Annotated in this window: 13 protein-coding genes; all 13 read left to right on the top strand. The window is 73.7% G+C overall.

Annotated features, from left to right (window positions below; translation table 11 throughout):
* Positions 1-177 precede the first annotated feature (177 nt).
* Positions 178-1,698: a folylpolyglutamate synthase/dihydrofolate synthase family protein gene (locus QQY24_RS20790; RefSeq protein ID WP_301974199.1), complete on the top strand. Its 1,521-nt coding sequence runs from the start codon at positions 178-180 to the stop codon at positions 1,696-1,698.
* A gap of 9 nt (positions 1,699-1,707) precedes the next feature.
* Positions 1,708-2,070 carry a DUF4233 domain-containing protein gene (locus QQY24_RS20795; RefSeq protein WP_301974200.1) on the top strand — a complete coding sequence of 121 codons (363 nt, stop codon included), beginning with the start codon at positions 1,708-1,710 and terminating at the stop codon, positions 2,068-2,070.
* A gap of 64 nt (positions 2,071-2,134) precedes the next feature.
* A complete protein-coding gene (gene ndk / locus QQY24_RS20800) occupies positions 2,135-2,548 on the top strand; it encodes a nucleoside-diphosphate kinase (RefSeq protein WP_301974202.1) in 414 nt (137 codons plus the stop codon).
* A gap of 265 nt (positions 2,549-2,813) precedes the next feature.
* Complete coding sequence (locus QQY24_RS20805) at positions 2,814-3,833, top strand: rod shape-determining protein (protein ID WP_030569938.1); 1,020 nt, start codon at positions 2,814-2,816, stop codon at positions 3,831-3,833.
* 163 nt (positions 3,834-3,996) lie between these two features.
* Positions 3,997-4,941 (top strand): rod shape-determining protein MreC, encoded by a 945-nt coding sequence (gene mreC / locus QQY24_RS20810; protein ID WP_301974204.1) that lies wholly within the window; start codon positions 3,997-3,999, stop codon positions 4,939-4,941.
* 15 nt (positions 4,942-4,956) lie between these two features.
* On the top strand, positions 4,957-5,634 hold the full coding sequence (mreD, locus tag QQY24_RS20815; RefSeq protein WP_301974205.1) for a rod shape-determining protein MreD: 678 nt from the start codon (positions 4,957-4,959) through the stop codon (positions 5,632-5,634).
* A gap of 130 nt (positions 5,635-5,764) precedes the next feature.
* On the top strand, positions 5,765-8,014 hold the full coding sequence (mrdA, locus tag QQY24_RS20820) for a penicillin-binding protein 2 (RefSeq protein ID WP_301974206.1): 2,250 nt from the start codon (positions 5,765-5,767) through the stop codon (positions 8,012-8,014).
* A complete protein-coding gene (gene rodA / locus QQY24_RS20825) occupies positions 8,011-9,210 on the top strand; it encodes a rod shape-determining protein RodA (RefSeq protein WP_301974207.1) in 1,200 nt (399 codons plus the stop codon). Before mrdA ends, rodA begins: the two co-directional genes overlap by 4 nt.
* A 72-nt stretch (positions 9,211-9,282) precedes the next feature.
* On the top strand, positions 9,283-10,782 hold the full coding sequence (locus tag QQY24_RS20830; protein ID WP_301974209.1) for a CYTH and CHAD domain-containing protein: 1,500 nt from the start codon (positions 9,283-9,285) through the stop codon (positions 10,780-10,782).
* 70 nt (positions 10,783-10,852) lie between these two features.
* Complete coding sequence (locus tag QQY24_RS20835; protein ID WP_301974210.1) at positions 10,853-12,814, top strand: TIGR03960 family B12-binding radical SAM protein; 1,962 nt, start codon at positions 10,853-10,855, stop codon at positions 12,812-12,814.
* Between the two features lie 234 nt (positions 12,815-13,048).
* Entirely contained in the window at positions 13,049-15,109 is a 2,061-nt protein-coding gene (locus tag QQY24_RS20840) for a restriction endonuclease (RefSeq protein WP_301974211.1), read from the top strand.
* Positions 15,110-15,388: 279 nt separating this feature from the next.
* Positions 15,389-16,165 (top strand): TIGR03936 family radical SAM-associated protein, encoded by a 777-nt coding sequence (locus tag QQY24_RS20845; RefSeq protein WP_301974213.1) that lies wholly within the window; start codon positions 15,389-15,391, stop codon positions 16,163-16,165.
* 263 nt (positions 16,166-16,428) lie between these two features.
* Positions 16,429-21,201, top strand: a complete 4,773-nt coding sequence (locus QQY24_RS20850) for a ribonuclease E/G (protein WP_301974215.1) — start codon at positions 16,429-16,431, stop codon at positions 21,199-21,201.
* Positions 21,202-21,351 lie beyond the last annotated feature (150 nt).

Raw genomic sequence — 21,351 nt, forward strand, 5'->3', positions numbered from 1 at the left:
GGGTCCCCGGAGCCGGCCGGGCACCGGAGGACCCGCGCGCCCCGGGGACGCCGGGGACCGCGCGGCGCGCGGTGCCGACCGGGCGGGCGCAGCCGCCCGGCCGACGGGTCCGGGCACTCCGCACCGGCCCCCGGGCCTGGGCACGCCTCGTCACCGCGGCTCCGTAGACTGGAGCCCGTGAGCGACCTCCCCCCGTACGACGACAGCGACCGGCCCGAGCCCCTCGACCCCTTCGACGAACTCGTCGCCGAGGAGACCGACCGCGACCCCGACCTCGCGGTGATCGAGGCCGGCAGCCGCACCCTGCGCACCCAGGGCGGCCCGCCGCAGGCCGACGTGCCCGCGCGTCCGGAGGACCCCGAGGTCGACCGGGCCCTGCGCGAGGTCGAGGCCGAGCTGGCCACCCGCTGGGGCGAGACCAAGCTGGAGCCCTCCGTCGCCCGGATCGCCGCGCTGATGGACGTGCTGGGCGAGCCGCAGCGCTCGTACCCCTCCATCCACATCACCGGGACCAACGGCAAGACCTCCACCGCCCGCATGATCGAGGCCCTGCTCGGCGCCTTCGACCTGCGCACCGGCCGCTACACCAGCCCGCACGTGCAGTCGGTCACCGAACGGATCAGCCTGGACGGCGCGCCGATCACTCCCGAGCGGTTCATCGAGACCTACCGGGACGTCAAGCCGTACGTGGAGATGGTGGACGGCTCGCAGGAGTACCGGCTGTCCTTCTTCGAGGTGCTCACCGGCATGGCGTACGCGGCCTTCGCGGACGCGCCGGTGGACGTGGCCGTCGTGGAGGTGGGCATGGGCGGCTCCTGGGACGCGACCAACGTGATCGACGGCGACGTCGCCGTCGTCACCCCCATCGGCCTGGACCACACCGACCGCCTCGGCGGGACGCCGGCGGCCATCGCCGGCGAGAAGAGCGGCATCATCAAGCGGGGCGCGACTGTGGTCCTGGCCCAGCAGCCGGTGGACGCGGCGCAGGTGCTGCTGAGGAAGGCCGTCGAGGAGAACGCCACCGTGGCCCGGGAGGGCCTGGAGTTCGGGGTCGTCGCCCGGCAGGTCGCGGTCGGCGGGCAGCTGCTCACCCTGCGCGGACTCGGCGGCGAGTACGCGGAGGTGTACCTGCCGCTGCACGGCGCCCACCAGGCGCACAACGCGGCCGTGGCGCTCGCCGCGGTCGAGGCGTTCTTCGGCGTGGGCGCGCAGCACACGCAGCCGCTGGCCCTGGACACCGTGCGCAGGGCCTTCGCGGCGGTGACCTCGCCGGGGCGGCTGGAGGTCGTGCGGCGCTCCCCCACCGTCGTGCTGGACGCGGCGCACAACCCGGCGGGCGCCGAGGCCACCGCCGAGGCCGTGCGGGAGGCGTTCGACTTCAGCCGGCTGATCGGCGTGGTCGGGGCGAGCGCCGACAAGGACGTACGGGGGCTGCTGGAGGCCTTCGAGCCGATCTTCGCCGAGGTCGTCGTCACGCAGAACACCAGTCACCGCGCCATGGACGCGGACGCACTGGCGGCGGTCGCCGTCGAGGTGTTCGGCGAGGACCGCGTCCAGGTCGAGCCGCGGCTGCCCGAGGCCCTGGAGGCGGCGATCACGCTGGCCGAGGAAGAGGGCGAGTTCGCGGGCGGCGGCGTGCTGGTCACCGGCTCGGTCATCACGGTGGGCGAGGCCCGCCTGCTCCTGGGAAAGGGCTGAGGTCCCGTCATGCGCACGCTCTGTTCGTCCACCCTGATCGGCGAGTTCTTCATCATCGGGTTCGCCGGTCTGGTGGCCATGAAGGACCCGGACCTGTCCACGTCCACCGTGTGGCTGGTCAGCGGTGTCGCCATGGCCCTGTGCCTGCTGCTGTGCGGCATGGTGACCCGGCCGGGCGGGGTCGTGCTCGGCTGGGTCCTGCAGGTCGCCCTGATCGCCTCCGGCGTCTTCGTGCCGATCATGTACTTCATGGGCGTGGTGTTCGCCGCGCTGTGGTGGGCCTCGGTGCACTTCGGGAGGAAGGTGGACGAGGCCAGGGCCCGCTTCGCCGCGCAGGCGGAGTCCGCCCCCTCCACACCTGACGCTGTGTGACAGGCGCCCCGACACGCCCTGTAACCTCGTCCCACCGCACACGCCAGCCGTAAGGAGTTCCCCCGTGACCCAGCGCACCCTCGTCCTCCTCAAGCCCGACGCCGTCCGTCGTGGCCTGACCGGCGAGATCATCAGCCGCATCGAACGCAAGGCCGGCTGGCGGATCACCGCGCTGGAGCTGCGCACCCTGGACCGCGGCACGCTGGAGCAGCACTACGCCGAGCACGTGGGCAAGCCCTTCTACGAGCCGCTGGTGGAGTTCATGTCCTCCGGCCCGGTCGTCGCCCTGGTCGTCGAGGGCGAGCGGGTCGTCGAGGGCGTCCGGCAGCTGGCCGGCCCGACCGACCCGGTCGCCGCCGCGCCCGGTTCCATCCGCGGCGACTACGGCGTGATCGTGCGGGAGAACCTCATCCACGCGTCGGACTCGGAGGGATCCGCCGAACGCGAGGTGAAGATTTTCTTCCCGGGCCGCGCGTAACGCCCGCGGCGCGGCGCGGGGTCCGGGCGGGGAGCTCCCCGTACGTCCCGCACGAGCAGGGGCGTTCGAGGGAACGGGCGCCCCCGAACGCCCGTCTCCACAAGCGTGGCGACACGGCATCTGCAGACAATGGCGGAGACCCTCCCGCAGTGTTCGTGCAGGCGCGTCTACGATGGAACCCTTCACGTCACAGCACCCACCTCGCCGACCTGAGGAGCCCTCAAAGGCCCGCAGGGAGGCCAGACGAATCCTGATGGGGAACTCAATGTCGTTCATCGGCCGTGACATGGCTGTCGACCTCGGGACCGCCAACACGCTGGTGTACGTCAGGGGCCGCGGGATCGTACTCAACGAGCCGTCCGTGGTCGCGATCAACACCAACACCGGTGGCATCCTCGCGGTCGGTGCCGAAGCGAAGAAGATGATCGGCCGGACGCCGGGCAACATCGTGGCCGTCCGTCCGCTGAAGGACGGCGTGATCGCCGACTTCGAGATCACCGAGCGGATGCTCCGCTACTTCATCCTGAAGATCCACAAGCGGCGGTACCTCGCCCGGCCGCGGGTCGTCGTCTGCGTGCCCTCGGGCATCACGGGCGTCGAGCGCCGCGCCGTCATCGAGGCGTCCTCGCAGGCGGGCGCCCGCCAGGTGCACATCATCGAGGAGCCCATGGCCGCGGCCATCGGCTCCGGCCTGCCGGTCCACGAGGCCACGGGCAACATGGTGGTGGACATCGGCGGCGGCACCACGGAGGTCGCGGTCATCTCGCTCGGCGGCATCGTGACCGCCCAGTCCATCCGCGTCGCGGGCGACGAACTGGACAACGCGATCATCCAGCACATCAAGAAGGAGTACAGCCTCCTGCTGGGTGAGCGGACGGCGGAACAGATCAAGATCACGATCGGTTCGGCGTACGACCTGGACACCGACGAGCACACCGAAATCCGCGGCCGGGACCTGGTCTCCGGACTGCCGAAGACCGTCGTCGTCTCGGCCGCCGAGGTCCGCAAGGCGATCGAGGAGCCGGTCAACGCGATCGTCGACGCGGTCAAGACGACCCTCGACAAGTGCCCGCCGGAGCTGTCCGGCGACATCATGGACCGGGGCATCGTCCTGACCGGCGGCGGAGCCCTGCTGCGCGGCCTGGACGAGCGGCTGCGGCGGGAGACCGGCATGCCGATCCACATCGCCGAGGACCCGCTGGACAGCGTCGCGCTCGGCTCGGGCAAGTGCGTCGAGGAGTTCGAGGCGCTCCAGCAGGTCCTGGACGCCCAGCCGCGCAGATGACGCGACGTGCCGGTCCCGCCGTACGAGACGATCTCCCCTCGTACGGCGGATCGTTGATACAGAGGCATCAGCTCCACCCATGGGCCCCTCGGGCCGGCGTTCCCGCCGCCCGCGCGTATCGGGGCCCCCGCATTCCTACTGAGGAAGGGCACGGCCGCCGCACGTGAGGGACACGAAAGAGAGCCGGCTGCTCCTGGTCCTGCTGATCGCCATCGCGTTCGCGCTGATCACGGTGGACATCCGCGGAGGCCGGAACTCCCCGGTGGACGGCGCCCGGCAGGCCGCGGCCACGGCGTTCGGCCCGATCGAGGACGGACTGTCCTCGGCGGTCGACCCGGTCGGCAACGCCGTCTCCGCCATCCGCGACTCCGGCAGCCGCCACGACCGGCTCGCCGCACTGGAGCTGGAGAACGCGGCCCTCAGGGCCGAGCTCGGCAGCGACGACCGCAACCGCAGCCGGCTGCGGCAGCTCGACAGGATGCTGAAGATCGCCGGCGAGGGCCAGTACGGCATCAAGGGCGCCCAGGTCATCGCCATGGGGTCGGCCCAGGGCTTCTCCTGGACCATCACCATCGACGTCGGCGCCGAGGACGGCATCACACGGGACATGACCGTCCTCAACGGCGACGGCCTCGTCGGCCGCGTCACCACCGTCGGCCCCCACACGTCGACCGTGCTGCTGGCCAACGACCCCGACTTCACCGTCGGCACCCGCATGGAGGGCGGCGACGAACTCGGCTTCGCCTCCGGACAGGGCGACCGCCCGCTGCGCGTCGAACTCCTCAACGGCAAGGCCGAGGTGAAGAAGGGCGACCGCCTCGTCACCTTCGGCTCCCAGTCCGACAGGCCGTTCGTCCCCGGCGTCCCGGTCGGCGTGGTCTCCCGCGTCGACCCCTCCGGCGGCGGCCTCACCCGCACGCTCTACGTCACGCCGTACGTCGGTTTCACCAAGCTCGACGTCGTCGGCGTCGTCGTCCGGGCCCCGAAGAAGGACCCGCGTGACGAGGTCCTGCCGGCCAAGCCCAAGCCGACCCCGACGCCGACGGTGACCGTCACGGTCACCCCCTCGGCGGGCGCGGCCGCCGACGGCCGGCAAGAGCAGCAGTAGGAGCTGACTTTCCCCATGCGTGTCAACCGGATCCTGCTCTCCACCGTCCTGGTCGTCGTCGCCCTGGTGATCCAGGTCAGCGTCCTCGCCCGCCTGCACCTGCCCGGCGCCGTGCCCGACCTGCTCCTGCTCACCGTCCTCGGCCTCGCCCTGGTGTACGGCCACGTGGGCGGCGCCCTCGTCGGCTTCGGCGCGGGCCTGCTCGCCGACCTCGCCCCGCCCGCCGACCACGCGGCCGGCCGCTACGCGCTCGTGCTGTGCGTCATCGGCTACTTCGCCGGGCTCGCCAAGCCGGAGAACGGCCGCCTGAGGTCGGCGGTCGGCCCGATGGCCGTCGTGGTCGCCGCCGCCGCCGGCTCCACCCTGCTGTACGCCGGGGTCGGCGCCCTGGTCGGCGACACCGCCGCCCGCCACGTCGGCCTGCCCGGACTGCTGTTCTCGGCGGCCCTGTACGACCTGCTGCTCGCGCCCTTCACGGTGCCCGGCGTCATGTGGCTGGCCCGCCGCGCCGACAACGACCCGCTGGCCGAGACGGCCGCCACGGCCAAGGGCGGCGGCCTCTCCACGGGCTGGCTCAACTCCGGCACCGGCCTGCGCGTCGGCACCCGGCGCGGCGGCCTGGGCGCCCTCAGGGCCAGGGCCCGCATCCGCTCCGCGCGGGTCGGCCGCATCAAGGGGGTGAAGCGACTGTGACCGCGGGCGAGTTCACCCGAACGGGGAAGTCCCGGCGGAACGCGGTCCCACGGGCCCGTCGTTCACCACGCGTACGCGCACGCACGTCCGCGCCCACACGCCCGCGCACCGAGAGGGGGAGGCAGCCGCAGTGACCAACATTCCCGAGACCGGACGGACCCCACGGGTCCAGACCCGGCTCGTCGTGATCCAGATCCTCGTCCTCTCCCTCCTCGGCACGCTCGGCGGCCGGCTGTGGTACCTGCAGATCCGGGAGGGCGCCGAGTACCAGAAGGAGGCCTCCGGCAACCACGTCCAGCAGGTCGTCGACCCCGCCGTGCGCGGTGACATCCTCGACGCCCGCGGCGTGCCCCTCGCCGACAACGAGACCCGCCTGGTCGTCTCCGCCTCCCGCACCGACCTGCTCAAGCAGCGGGACGACGGCAGGGCCGTCCTGACCAAGCTGGCCGGCGTCCTCGGCATGCGGCCCGAGGACGTCCTGCAGAAGGTCCGGCTGTGCGACGCCGAGACCCCCCAGCCCTGCTGGAACGGCTCGCCCTACCAGCCGATCCCGATCACCGACGAGGCCACCGCCAAGCAGGCCCTGCAGATCCGCGAGCGCGCCGAGGACTTCCCCGGCATCACCGCCGAGCCGGAGGCCGTGCGCCGCTACCCGGCGCCGGGCAAGGCCAACACCGCGCAGGTGCTCGGCTACCTCTCCCCGGTCACCGACGAGGAGATCCAGAAGGCCAAGGACACCGACTCGCCCTACCTGCGCTCCGACATGGTCGGCCGCTCCGGCCTGGAGCGCCAGTACGACAAGGTGCTGCGCGGCAAGGCCGGCGTCACCCGCTACGAGGTGGACAACCTCGGCCGGGTCATCGGCAAGGCCGAGTCGGACCCCGCCGAGTCCGGCTCCAACCTGGTGACCAGCATCGACTCCCGGGTCCAGCGGGTCGCCGAGTACGAACTGGACAAGGCGATGAAGGTCGCCCGCCAGCAGTACGACAAGATCACCGGCGAGAACTACAAGGCCGACTCCGGCGCCGTCGTCGTGATGGAGGCCAAGACCGGCCGGATCGTCGCCATGGCCTCGGCGCCGACCTACGACCCGAACGTCTGGGTCGGCGGCATCTCGGCCAGGGATTACAAGGCCCTCACCGGCAAGAACTCCGACTACCCCCTGCTCAACCGGGCCATACAGGGCCAGGCCGCGCCCGGCTCGACGTTCAAGGTGGTCTCCACGGCCGCCGCGGTCGAGGCCGGCTACCCGTTCGACGGCCGCTACCCGTGCACCAGCTCCTACTCGGTGGGCGGCCAGGTCTTCAAGAACTTCGAGGGCGAGAACTTCGGCCCGATCTCCCTGGGCCGCGCCCTGGAGGTCTCCTGCGACACCGTCTTCTACGGCCTCGCCGACAAGGAGTGGAAGCGCGACGGCGGCATCAACCCCAAGAAGGGCCAGCCCAAGGACTACTTCTTCAAGGCCGCCCACCAGTTCGGCCTCGGCAAGGAGACCGGCGTCGACCTGCCCAACGAGGTCACCGGCCGCGTCCCGGACCGCCAGTGGAAGCTGGACTACTGGAAGGCCAACAAGGACGCCTGGTGCAAGTCCGGCAAGAAGGACGGCACCTACGTCGAGAAGATCGCCTACGAGAACTGCCTCGAAGGCAACAAGATGCGCGAGGGCGACGAGATCAACTACTCCATCGGCCAAGGCGACACCCTCGTCACCCCGATCCAGGAGGCCGTGATCTACGGCGCCGTCGCCAACGGCGGCACCATGTACCAGCCCACCATCGGCAAGGCGGTCGTCAGCGCCGACGGCAGGACCGTCGAGGAGATCAAGCCCCGCAGGACCGGCAAGCTGCCCGTCAGCCGGGCCACCCTCAAGGGCATGGACGACGCCTTCGCCGGCGTCATCACCCGCGGTACCGCCGCCTGGAAGTTCGGCGGCTGGCCGCAGGACCGGATCCCGCTGCACGCCAAGACCGGCACCGCCGAGGTCTACGGCAAGCAGACCACGTCCTGGCTGGCCACCTACTCCAAGGACTACACGGTGATCATGACGATCGCCCAGGCCGGTACGGGCTCCGGAGCCTCCGGTGAGGCCGTGCGCAACATCTACAGCGCGCTCTACGGCGTCCGGAGCGACGGCTCCGTCGACCAGAAGGCGGCGCTGCTGCCCCAGCCCCAGAAGAGCCTGCCGAAGGTCCGCACCGACGGCACCATCGCCGCCCCGAAGGTCACCGGCGACCCGGCCAAGGACGTCGAGGCCTCCCAGAAGGACAGCACCGGCACCGCCGGGGACGAGCAGCCCGCGGCCACCGCGCCCACGTCCACCAGCACCGGAAACACCCGCAGAAGGCCCCGCAGGAAGGGAAGCCGGAGGATGCTCGCATGACCGGCGCCAACAGCTTCTCCGTCTCCGGATACGGCCCCCGGCGGGCCGGCTGGACCCGGGTCCTCGCCCGCGACTCACTGGCCCGCCGGCTCGACTGGCCGATACTGCTGGCGGCCACGGCCCTGTCGCTGATCGGCTCCCTGCTGGTGTTCTCGGCGACCCGCAACCGCACCGAGATCAACCACGGCGACCAGTACTACTTCCTGATCCGGCACCTCATGAACACCGGCATCGGGTTCGCCCTGATGATCGGCACGCTCTGGATCGGCCACCGCGCCCTGCGCAACGCCGTGCCGATCCTCTACGGCCTGTCGGTCCTCGGCATCCTGCTGGTACTCACCCCGCTCGGCTCCACCGTCAACGGCGCCCACTCCTGGATCGTGCTCGGCGGCGGCTTCTCCCTGCAGCCGTCCGAGTTCGTCAAGATCACGATCATCCTGGGCATGGCGATGCTGCTCGCCACCCGGGTCGACGCCGGCGACAAGACCCACCCCGACCACCGCACGGTCCTGCAGGCCCTCGGACTGGCCGCCGTGCCGATCATGATCGTGCTGCTCATGCCCGACCTCGGGTCGGTCATGGTCATGGTGATCATCATCCTGGGCGTGCTGCTCGCCTCCGGCGCCTCCAACCGCTGGGTCTTCGGCCTGATCACCGCCGGCGCCGTCGGCGCGATCGCCGTCTGGCAGCTGCACATCCTGGACACCTATCAGATCAACCGCTTCGCGGCCTTCGCCAACCCCGACCTGGACCCCGCCGGCGTCGGCTACAACACCAACCAGGCCCGCATCGCCATCGGCTCCGGCGGCCTCACCGGCGCCGGCCTGTTCCACGGCTCGCAGACCACCGGCCAGTTCGTCCCCGAACAGCAGACGGACTTCGTCTTCACCGTCGCCGGCGAGGAACTGGGCTTCCTCGGGGCCGGCCTGATAATCCTCCTGCTCGGCGTCGTCCTGTGGCGCGCCTGTCGCATCGCCCGCGACTCGACCGAGCTGTACGGCACGATCGTCGCCGCCGGCATCGTCGCCTGGTTCGCCTTCCAGACCTTCGAGAACATCGGCATGACCCTCGGCATCATGCCGGTCACCGGCCTGCCCCTGCCGTTCGTGTCGTACGGAGGATCCTCGATGTTCGCCGTGTGGGTGGCCGTCGGACTGCTGCAGTCGATCAAGGTGCAACGCCCCCTGTCCGCGTGAGCCCGACTGTCCGCGTGAGCCCGATCGGCACGAAAGGGGCTTGAGCGCACGCATCGCGGCAAGACGGTCACCATGGCGGCCACCCAGCGCGAGATCGAGCGCAAGTACGCATCCGACGGCGGCCCGCTGCCCGACCTGACCGCGGTCACGGGGGTGGCGGCCGTCCGCGGCCAGGGCCTGCTCGCCCTGGACGCCACCTACTACGACACCGCCGACGAACGCCTGGCCGCGGCCTCCCTCACCCTGCGCCGCCGCACCGGGGGCGCGGACGCCGGCTGGCACCTGAAGATCCCGGTCGCCCCCGGCGTCCGCGACGAGATCCGCTCCCCGCTCTCCGACACCGTCCCCCAGGAGATCGCCGCCCTGGTCCGCTCCCGGGTCCGGACCGCCGAACTGATCCCCGTCGTCCGGCTCCGCTCCGCCCGCGACGTACGCCACCTGCTCGCCGCCGACGGCACCCTGCTGGCCGAGGCGAGCGTGGACACCGTGACCGCCGAACGCCTCAACCGGGACGGCGGAACCGCCCGGTGGACCGAGATCGAGGTCGAACTGGCCGACGGCGTCGACCCGGCCTTCCTCGACCGGGTCGAGGAACGGCTGCGCGAGGCGGGCGTACGGCCGTCGACGTCACCGTCCAAGCTGGCCCGCGCCCTGGAGCGGACCGGCGGCACCGCCGCCCGCACCCGCAAGGCGCCGCGGCCCGTGACCGCCGGCGACCACGTCCTCGCCCACCTGCGCGCACAGCGCGACGCCATCGTCGCCCACGACCTCGCCGTCCGCCGCGACCTCCCGGACGCCGTCCACCGGATGCGCGTCGCCACCCGCCGCCTGCGCAGCGCCTTCCGCACCTTCGGCACCGTCCTGGACCGCTCCGCCACCGACCCGATCGCCGCCGAACTGAAGTGGCTCGCGGGCGAACTCGGCGCGGAACGCGACCAGGAGGTGCTGGCCGACCGCCTCACCACCGCCCTCGACGCCCTCCCGCCGACCCTGGCCACCGGTCCCGCCCGGGACCGGCTCGCCGCCTGGGACCGCGCCCGCCACGACCACACCCACCGCCGGCTGCTCGCCGTCCTGGACTCCGCGCGCCACCTGGCCCTGCTCGACGCCCTCGACGCCCTGCTCGCCGACCCGCCGCTGCGCGGGCGGGCCGCCGGGAAACCGGACAAGGTGCTCGCCAAGGCCCTGCGCAAGGACCTCGCGAAGGTTTCCCGCCTCGTCACCGCCGCGCTCGGCCTGCCGCCCGGCCGGGAACGCGACACGGCCCTGCACGAGGCCCGCAAGAAGGCCAAGCGCACCCGGTACGCGGCCGAGGCCGCCGCACCCGCCCTCGGCCGCCCCGCCCACTCCCTGGCCGCCTCCATGAAGTCCCTGACCAGCCTGCTCGGCGACCACCAGGACAGCGTCATGGCCCGCCGCACCCTGCGCGAGCTGGCCGCGGTCGCGCACGCGGCGGGCGAGAGCGCCTTCCCGTACGGGGTGCTCTACGGCAGGGAGGAGCGGCGCGCGGCGGCGACGGAGGCACGGCTGCCGTCCCTGTGGAAGGAGATCGACTCCGGGACGTCCGGTTGAACGTGCGGGGGAGTGCTCCCGGCGGGTTACGCTGAATGGTCACCCCCGTCAGCTCATGAAGGTTCGCGAGATGCCTGTCGAGTCGGTTTTCCCGCAGCTCGAAGCTCTGCTCCCGCACGTGCAGAAGCCGATCCAGTACGTCGGCGGAGAACTCAACTCCACCGTCAAGGACTGGGACGAGTGCGACGTCCGCTGGGCGCTCATGTACCCGGACGCCTACGAGGTCGGTCTGCCCAACCAGGGCGTCATGATCCTCTACGAGGTCCTCAACGAGCAGGAGGGCGTCCTCGCCGAGCGCACCTACAGCGTGTGGCCGGACCTGGAGGCGCTGATGCGCGAGCACGGCGTCCCGCAGTTCACGGTGGACAGCCACCGCCCGGTCAAGGCCTTCGACGTGTTCGGCCTCAGCTTCTCCACGGAGCTGGGCTACACGAACATGCTCACGGCCCTGGACCTGGCCGGCATCCCGCTGGAGTCGAGGGACCGCACGGTCGACGACCCGATCGTCCTGGCCGGCGGCCACGCGGCCTTCAACCCGGAGCCGATCGCCGACTTCATCGACGCGGCCGTCATCGGCGACGGCGAGCAGGCCGTGCTCGACATGACCCGGATCGTCCGAGAGTGGAAGGCCGAGGGCCGCCCCGGGGGCCGCGAGGAGGTCCTGCTCCGCCTGGCGAGGACGGGCGGGGTCTACATCCCGGCCTTCTACGACGTCGAGTACCTCCCCGACGGCCGCATCGCCCGCGTCGTCCCCAACCGATCGGGCGTCCCGTGGCGCGTGTCCAAGCACACGGTGATGGACCTGGACGAGTGGCCCTACCCGAAGCAGCCCCTCGTCCCCCTCGCCGAGACCGTCCACGAGCGCATGTCGGTCGAGATCTTCCGCGGCTGCACCCGCGGCTGCCGCTTCTGCCAGGCCGGCATGATCACGCGCCCGGTGCGGGAGCGTTCCATCACCGGCATCGGCGACATGGTCGACAAGGGCCTGAAGGCGACCGGGTTCGAAGAGGTCGGCCTGCTCTCCCTGTCCTCCGCGGACCACTCGGAGATCGGCGACATCGCCAAGGGCCTGGCCGACCGCTACGAGGACGACAAGATCGGCCTCTCGCTGCCGTCCACCCGCGTCGACGCCTTCAACGTGGACCTGGCGAACGAGCTGACCCGCAACGGCCGCCGCTCGGGCCTCACCTTCGCCCCCGAGGGCGGCTCGGAGCGCATGCGCAAGGTCATCAACAAGATGGTCTCCGAGGAGGACCTGATCAGGACGGTCGCCACCGCCTACGGCAACGGCTGGCGCCAGGTGAAGCTGTACTTCATGTGCGGCCTGCCCACGGAGACCGACGAGGACGTCCTGCAGATCGCCGACATGGCGACCGGCGTCATCCAGAAGGGCCGCGAGGTCTCCGGCTCGAACGACATCCGCTGCACGGTCTCGATCGGCGGCTTCGTCCCCAAGCCGCACACGCCCTTCCAGTGGGCCCCGCAGCTGTCGGCGGAGGAGACGGACGCCCGGCTGGCCAAGCTCCGCGACAAGATCCGCGGCGACAAGAAGTACGGCCGCTCGATCGGCTTCCGCTACCACGACGGCAAGCCGGGCATCGTGGAGGGCCTGCTGTCGCGGGGCGACCGCCGCGTCGGCGCCGTCATCCGCGCGGTCTACGACGACGGCGGCCGCTTCGACGGCTGGCGTGAGCACTTCTCCTACGACCGCTGGATGGCCTGCGCGGACAAGGCGCTGGCCGCCCACGGCGTCGACGTCGACTGGTACACCACCCGCGAGCGCACCTACGAGGAGGTCCTGCCCTGGGACCACCTCGACTCCGGCCTGGACAAGGACTGGCTCTGGGAGGACTGGCAGGACGCCCTCGACGAGACGGAGGTCGAGGACTGCCGCTGGACCCCGTGCTTCGACTGCGGGGTGTGCCCGCAGATGGACACGCACATCCAGATCGGCCCGACCGGCAGGAAGCTGCTGCCCCTCACGGTCAAGAACGCGGCGCCGGCCCCTGCCGGCAGCGGTCACGTGCACTGAGGCGAGCGGGGACGGAGGGCCGCGGCGCCGGCCATCGGCGGCGGTCCGGGCCGGCGGCGGCCGGCGCCGCCGGTTGTGCGTGCGCTGACCTGCGCGGACCACTGGTTCCGGCTGCTCCGGGCAAGCCGATGTCCAGGACGGTGATTGCTGGATACAGTCGGTTCGTCACAACTGGTTGCGGGGGCAACCACAGTTTGGTCGGCGCTGCCGACGTCCTGGGGAGGGCCTGAGCGCATGAGTCGTCGCTCTGCTGGTTTCGTCAACACGTGGGCCGAGGCGCAGCGCCAGCACCAGCGCCGGATCGAGGCCGAGCAGAGGCGGCGGCGCGAGGAGGCCCGGCTGGCCGAGGCCCGGCAGCGGCGTGCCGTCCAGGGGCACCGGGAGTACCGGCAGGCGGAGGCCCGGCGGCGGACGGCGGAGCTGGACGCGCGGGTCGCGGCCCTGCAGGGGCTCCTGGCCGAGGGGTGCCGGGCGCCGGCGTTCAGGGCGGCGTCCCTGATGCGGGTGGAGGACGTCGTGCCGTTCGATCCCGGTCAGCTCGCCCGGCCCGTGCGCATGCCGGACCCGCGCCAGTACCAGGCGCAGGGCGGCTGGACGGCCGGCCGGCGTGCGCAGGCGGAGGCCGAGGCGCGGGCCCGCTTCGAGCACGACTGGTACCAGGCCCAGGCCGCCGAGGCGCAGCGCCGGCAGCACCTGGCCGCCGCGCAGCGGGACCACGACCAGCGGGTCGAGGCGCACCGGGCCGAGGTGCGGCGGCACAACACCGGCATCGAGGAGGCGGTCGCGGGCGTCCGGCGGGGCGATCCCGCCCTGGTGGCCGACTACTTCTCGGCGGTCCTCCACTCGTCGGCCGCCTGGCCCGAGGGTTTCCCCCGGCGGGCGGCGGCGGCCTTCGACCCGGCGGCGCGGCAGCTGGTCCTGGACTGGGAGCTGCCCGGGTACGAGGTGGTCCCGGAGGCCAAGTCGGTGAGGTACGTGCAGTCCGAGGACCAGGACAAGGAGACGGCGCGGCCCGTGACGCAGCGCCGCGCGCTGTACCGGGAGGTGCTGGCGCAGAGCGTGCTGCTGGTCCTGCACCAGCTCTTCGCGGCGGACGAGTACGGCGTCCTGGACTCGGTGGAGCTCAACGGCTTCGTCGAGGCCCCCGACCGCGCGACGGGCCGGCAGTCGCAGATCTTCCTGGCCGCCGTGCTGGCCGGGCGGGCGGCCTTCGCCGGCCTGCACCTCGAACAGGTGGACGCGATCAGCTGCCTGACGGACGCGCTGCGCGGGCAGCTCGCGGCCCGGCCCGACCAGCTCGCCTCCGTCCGGCCCGGCCGCCGGCCCCACGACGTGGGCGGCCGGGCCGCCGCCCGGGGCGGCGGTGACGAGGAGCCGGACCTGTACGCCATGGATCCGATCGCCTTCGAGTCCCTCGTCGCCGACCTGTTCCGCGCCATGGGGATGCAGGCGGTGACGACGCAGCGCTCGAACGACGGCGGCGTGGACGTCGACGCGCTGGACCCGACGCCCATCCGGGGCGGCAAGATCGTCGTCCAGGTCAAGCGCTACCGCAACACCGTGCCGCCCACCGCGGTGCGCGACCTGTACGGCACGGTGCAGGACGCCGGCGCCAACAAGGGCGTCCTGGTGACCACGTCGAAGTTCGGCCCCGGCTCGCACACCTTCGCCCGCGGCAAGCCGCTCGAGCTGATATCCGGGAGCGAACTCGTCGACCTGCTGCACCGGCACGGGCTCCGCGGACGCCTGGGGCGGGGCGGGCGCCCGGCCCCCGCGCAGCCGGCGGCGCCCGGTTCGGCGAAACCGGCCGATGACCACAACGTGCTGGGCATGACGTGGTCCGGGGCCGTGGCGCTGGACGTCTGCGCGCTCGTCTGCCGGGGCGGCCGGGTACTCGGCGAGGACCACTTCGTGTTCTTCAATAACCCGCGGACCCCGGACGGTTCGGTGTGCGCGGTGCCGGCCGCGGCGCCGGACAAGGCGGCGGTCCGGGTCTCCTTCGACGGGCTGCCGCGGGACGCCGACCGGCTCGTCCTGGTCGCGGCCGTGGACCCGGAGGTGAACCCGGACGCCGATCTCTCCGGCTTCACCGACGCGTGCGTCCGCCTGCTCGACCCGTCGATGAGCGAACTGGGCCGGCTCGACGTCTCCGACGGCCGCCGCGGTGAGACGGCGCTCGTGCTCGGCTCCTTCCGCCGCAGGGCCAGCGGCGACTGGGAGTTCGTGCTGGGCGGGAAGGGGTACACGGGAGGTCTGGAGGAACTGGTCCGGGACTACGGCATCGAGGTCGAATGACCCGCCGTCCGCCACGGCGGCGGTGGCCGGTACCCCGCCCGCGCCGGTGCCCTGCCGTCAGGCCGGGCACCGGCGCGGGTCGGGCTCCGGGGCCGACCGGGCGCCGCCGAACCGGCGGGCCACCGCGCGCGGGGTGGCACGGGCCGTCCGGCGGACCGCGGCGGCCGTCGGGAACCGGCGCGCCGTGGGACACGTACTCTTGATGACAGGACGACCGTTCTCACGAAGGACAGAACACTGGGCAAGCGACAGCCCGAAGGCCCGCCGCCCGCACCCGCGGTGCAGCGCATCAGACTGCGCTACACCAAACGCGGCCGCCTCCGGTTCACCAGCCACCGTGACTTCCAGCGCGCCTTCGAGCGTGCGCTGCGCCGCGCCGAGGTGCCCATGGCGTACTCGGCGGGGTTCACGCCGCATCCGAAGGTGTCGTACGCCAATGCCGCACCCACCGGCACGGGCAGTGAGGCGGAGTACCTGGAGATCGCGCTCACCGCGCCGCGCGACCCCGAGACCCTGCGCGTCCTCCTCGACGAGTCGCTGCCCGCCGGGCTGGACGTCGTCGAGGCGGTCGAGGCACGGACCCCGGGCCTCGCCGACCGGCTCACGGCCTCCGTCTGGGAGCTGCGGCTGGACGGCGTCGACCCCGTCGACGCCGAGCGCGCGGTGCGGGCCTTCCGCGAGGCCGGCACCGTCGAGGTGCAGCGACTGACCAAGAACGGCGTCCGCACCTTCGACGCCCGCCCCGCGGTCGCCCACCTGGAAACGCACGGTTCGCGGGCTGATAGGCCGACGGACCAGCCCTGTGCGATACTGCGGCTGGTTGTTCGGCACGTGACGCCTGCCGTACGACCCGACGACGTCCTGTCCGGTCTCCGCGCCGTGGCCGACCTGGCGCCGCCGGTCCCCGCAGCGGTGACCAGGCTGGCGCAGGGGCTGTTCGATGAAGAGACCGGCACGGTGACCGACCCGCTCGCGCCCGACCGCGAGGCAGCCGAGGCCCTGACGGCCTCACCGGTTGCCGCCGCGACGGCGCCGGTGCCGGAAGGTTCCGCGTAGGGACGGACGCCGTAGCGCCGCCCTCGGACTCGGGAGCCACCTGGGTCGGGCAGCGCACCGACCAGAAGACTTTCGCCAGGCCGTGCACAACAAGGCGTACGGAACCGGCGAGACAGGACACGGAGAGCTCCCGTGCGGCGCCCGCGCCCCGGACGGCGGCCATCGCGCATCGCGCGGGCCGCGGACGTCACCGGCGGACGGTCCACCGCGACCGACGCCGGACCAGGCGCGGCGCCCGGGAGCCTGACGGGAGAAACGCCCGCATGCTCGAACCGACCGACCCCAACGAGGGTTCCGAACTGAACACTCCGAGCGACACCCTGCCGCCGCGCAGGCGTCGCCGTGCCGCTTCCCGCCCGGCGGGTCCGCCCGCCGCGGCCGAGGCCACCGCCGAGGTCACCCTGCCGGCCATACCGGCCGCGGAGACCGGGGAGATCGCCGAGGCGGCGGACGGGGCCCAGGCGTCCCCGGCCGGGACTCCTTCCGCCGACCGGGCCGGGACCGAGGTCGTCGAGGAAGCCGCGCCCCGCGCCCGCCGCCGGGCCACGCGCCGTGCGACCGCGCCGACCGGGGCGCCCGCTCCGGCCGAGTCCGCCGAGACGGTCGTGGCCGTCGCCGGTCCGGCTCCGGTTGCCGAGGTCGTCGAGGACACCCAGGTGACCGAGGTCGTCGAGGAGCCCGCGCCCCGCGCCCGCCGCCGGGCCACGCGCCGTGCGACCGCGCCGACCGGGGCGCCCGCTCCGGCCGAGTCCGCCGAGACGGTCGTGGCCGTCGCCGGTCCGGCTCCGGTTGCCGAGGTCGTCGAGGACACCCAGGTGACCGAGGTCGTCGAGGAAGCCGCGCCCCGCGCCCGCCGCCGGGCCACGCGCCGTGCGACCGCGCCGACCGGGGCGCCCGCTCCGGCCGAAGCGGCCGAAGCGACTGCCGGTACGGATCCGACTGCCGGGGCGACCGGGGCCGCCGGGGCCGGTGAAGGGAGCGCGGCCGTGGAGGAGACCGCGCCGCCCCGCGCCCGCCGCCGGACCACGCGCCGCGCGACCGCCTCCGCCGAGGCGCCCGCGTCCGGCACGGAGGCCGCCGGGACGCCGGAGGCCGCACGGGCCGAGGCGGAAGGGGTCGAGACCGCGCCCGCCGACACCGCGCCCGCCGAGCGCCCGCGCCGTCGCGCCCCCCGGCGCGCCGCCGCCCCCGCCGGTGCGCCGCAGGCCGCCGCGGAAGCCGCGCCCGCCGAGGCGGTCGTCCCGGCCGCCGCGGAAGCCGCGCCCACCGCCTCCGAGACCCTGGCCTCCGAGACCCCGGCCGCCGTGGAACCGGCCGCCGTGGAGACGCCCGCCGCCGAGGCGGAGGCCGCGCCGGCCGGGCGTACGCGCCGCCGGGCGACCCGCCGCGTGTCCGCGCCCGCCGGTGCCCCGGCGTCCGCGCAGGCCGTGCAGTCCGGTGAGACGGGCCGGGCCGCCGAGGACGCCGCGCCCGCCGCCGAGGACCCGGCTCCCGCCTCCGCCGACGCCCCGGTCGCCGAGGACGCTGACGAGGGCGCGCCCCGGCGTACCCGCCGCCGTGCCACGCGCCGTGTCTCCGCGCCCGCCGAGGGTTCCGGGGCCGCCGCCGAGGACGCCCGGTCCGCCGGGACCACCCAGCCCGCGGAGGAGACCGGGGCCGCGGCCCGGACCACCGCCGCCGAGGCGCCGCAGGCCCCCGCCGAGGACGCGGCTCCGCGCCGGCGCCGCCGGGTCGCGCGGCAGGCTGCGACCGGGTTCGCCGAGCCCGCGCAGCCCGTCGGGTCCAGGACGGCCGGGGCCGCCGAGAACGCCGAGGACGCCGAGGGCAGGGCGCCGCGCCGACCGGCCCGCCCCGCCGTGGCCGTGTTCCAGCCGCCGGTGTTCACCGAGCCGCGGTTCCAGACCCCGGAGCGGGCCGCCGCCGCGGCCGCTGCCGAGGCCGCCGGGGCGGCGGCCGACGAAACGGACGGGATCGCCGGGACCGACGAGGCCGAGGAGTACGCGGAGGAGCGTGCCGAGGCCGGTTCGCGCCGCCGCCGTCGCCGCCGGGCCGCGCTCGCCGAGCCGGAACCACAGCCGCGGGCCGCCGACTCCGCCGAGGACGAGGACGAGGACGAGGGGCCGGAGGAGCCCGAGGCGTCCGAGGAGGACGCCGACGAGGCGGAGGGCGCCGACGCCTACGAGGAGTCCGGTTCGCGCCGCCGTCGCCGCCGGGGCGGCCGCCGCCGTCGCCGCGGCGAGGCCGCCGAGGGCGAGGGCGCGGACGACGAGTCGGACGACCCGGCCGCCGAACACGGCGCGCAGGACGCCGAGGACGCCGCCGAGCAGGACGCCGAGGACCCCGAGGAGGCCGAGGACGCCCGCTTCGAGGACTCCGGCGGCTCCAGCTCCAGCCGCCGCCGGCGCCGTCGTCGCCGCCGCGCCGGTGACACCGCCGCCGGCGCCGAGTCGTCCGCCGACGACCCCGAGCGCACGGTCGTCAAGGTCCGCGAGCCCCGCAAGGCCGGTGAGCCGTCCGACGAGGTGCAGTCCATCAAGGGCTCGACCCGTCTGGAGGCGAAGAAGCAGCGCCGCCGGGAAGGCCGTGAGCAGGGCCGCCGGCGCGTTCCGATCATCACCGAGGCCGAGTTCCTGGCCCGCCGCGAGGCCGTGGAGCGGGTGATGGTGGTCCGCCAGCACGGCGAGCGCACGCAGATCGGCGTGCTGGAGGACGGCGTGCTCGTCGAGCACTACGTCAACAAGGAGCAGTCGACCTCGTACGTCGGCAACGTCTACCTCGGCAAGGTGCAGAACGTGCTGCCGTCGATGGAGGCCGCCTTCATCGACATCGGCAAGGGCCGCAACGCCGTGCTGTACGCCGGCGAGGTCAACTTCGAGGCGCTGGGCATGGCCAACGGGCCGCGCCGCATCGAGTCCGCCCTGAAGTCCGGGCAGTCCGTGCTCGTGCAGGTCACCAAGGACCCGATCGGACACAAGGGCGCCCGGCTGACCAGCCAGGTCTCCCTCCCGGGCCGTTACCTGGTGTACGTCCCCGAGGGCTCGATGACCGGCATCAGCCGCAAGCTGCCCGACACCGAGCGGGCGCGGCTGAAGACCATCCTCAAGAAGATCGTCCCCGAGGACGCGGGCGTCATCGTGCGCACCGCCGCCGAGGGTGCGAGCGAGGAGGAGCTGCGCCGGGACGTCGAGCGGCTGCAGGGGCAGTGGGAGGAGATCCAGAAGAAGGCGAAGAGCGGCAACGCCCCGACGCTGCTGTACGGCGAGCCGGACATGACCGTCCGGGTCGTGCGCGACATCTTCAACGAGGACTTCTCCAAGGTCGTCGTCAGCGGTGACGAGGCCTGGGAGACGATCCACGGGTACGTCTCCCACGTGGCCCCGGACCTCGCGGTCCGGCTGCAGAGGTGGACCAGTGAGGTCGACGTCTTCGCCACCCACCGGATCGACGAGCAGCTCGCCAAGGCGCTGGACCGCAAGGTCTGGCTGCCCAGCGGCGGTTCGCTGGTGATCGACCGGACCGAGGCGATGGTCGTCATCGACGTCAACACCGGCAAGTTCACCGGCCAGGGCGGCAACCTCGAGGAGACCGTCACCCGGAACAACCTGGAGGCGGCCGAGGAGATCGTGCGCCAGCTGCGGCTGCGCGACCTCGGCGGCATCATCGTCATCGACTTCATCGACATGGTGCTGGAGTCCAACCGCGACCTGGTGCTGCGCCGGCTGCTGGAGTGCCTGGGCCGCGACCGCACGAAGCACCAGGTGGCCGAGGTGACCTCGCTGGGCCTGGTGCAGATGACCCGCAAGCGGGTCGGGCAGGGGCTGCTGGAGTCCTTCTCCGAGACCTGCGTCCACTGCAACGGCCGCGGCGTCATCGTCCACATGGAGCAGCCGGCCTCCGTCGGCGGCGGCGGAGGCGGTGGCGGCAAGCGCAAGAAGCGCGGCCGTGGCGGTGACGGGTCCGAGCACGTGCACGAGACCGCCGCGGTGGCCGTCGAGAGCGGCGAGGACGTCGAGCCGGAGGTGGAGACCGCGGTCGAGGTCGCGGCCGACCTCGCCGAGCCCGTCGCGCTGCCCGCGCCCGACTTCGCGCCGGACGAGGAGCTGTACAGCAGCGTCGCCGAGGCGGAGGCGGCGGCCACCCGCGGCCGTACCCGCCGCCGCGCGGGCCGCCGGGCTTCCGCACCGGCCGGCGCGCCGAGGACGGAGACCGCGAAGCAGGAGGACCGCAGGACCGAGGACCGCAGGACCGGGTCCGCGCGGGCCGGGGAGCCGGAGGCCGGCCGGGCCGCCGAGGCGCCGACCGCGCAGGACGTCACGGCCGCCGAGGAGACCGCGCGTCCCGTGCTGCCGGAGACGGCCGCCGAGGCGCAGGCCGGACCCGTCGCCGCCGAGGACCCGGTGGTCGCGGCCGACCCGGAGGCCGCCGGGGCCGGGGCTCCCGCCGAGGAGGCGGCGCCCAAGGGCCGTACCCGCCGTCGGGCCACCCGGAAGGTGTCGGCACCGGCCGGTTCCCCCGCAGGTGCCGAGGCGGCCGTGGTGACGGTCGCCGAGACCGCGCCCGAGGCCCCGGCCGAGCGGCCGGAGCCCGCCGCGGTGGCCGCCCCGGCCGAGGAGGCGCCCGCCGGGAGCGCCGCCCCGGCCCGCCCGCGCCGCCGTGCCGTGCGCAAGGCGACCGCGCCGACCGCGCCCGTGGAGGCGGCCGTCGTGGTCCTCCCGTCGGTCGCTCAGGACGTCCCCGCCGCGCAGGCGCCGCGGGCAGCCGGGGAGGCCGCCGGGGACACCGCCGGGGAGGCCGCGCCGGACGCCCCGGAGGGAGCGGTGGAGGAGGCCGCGCCGGCCAAGAAGACCGCCCGCAAGGCGGCCAAGAAGGCCACGGCGAAGAAGGCCGCCACCAAGACGGCCGCCAAGAAGACCGCGGCCAAGAAGACCGCCGTCAAGAAGACGACGGCCAAGAAGGCGGCCAAGACCGCCAAGACGGCCACCGCCAAGGCGACGGCGAAGAAGACCAGCACGGTCTCCTCCGGCGACGAGGGCTGACGGAGCCCGGGCGGGGTGGGTCCGGTCCCTGTGACCGGACCCACCCGGCGGGGACCCGGCCCGGTTTGACCCCCTCGGCCACGGCCCCGTAACCTTGACCGTCGGCGTGTCCGCTGACCCGCCACATCCCCGTAAACCTCTTCCTCCCGG

The organism is Streptomyces sp. TG1A-8 (assembly GCF_030499535.1).
In the GTDB taxonomy this organism is placed as follows: Bacteria; Actinomycetota; Actinomycetes; order Streptomycetales; family Streptomycetaceae; genus Streptomyces.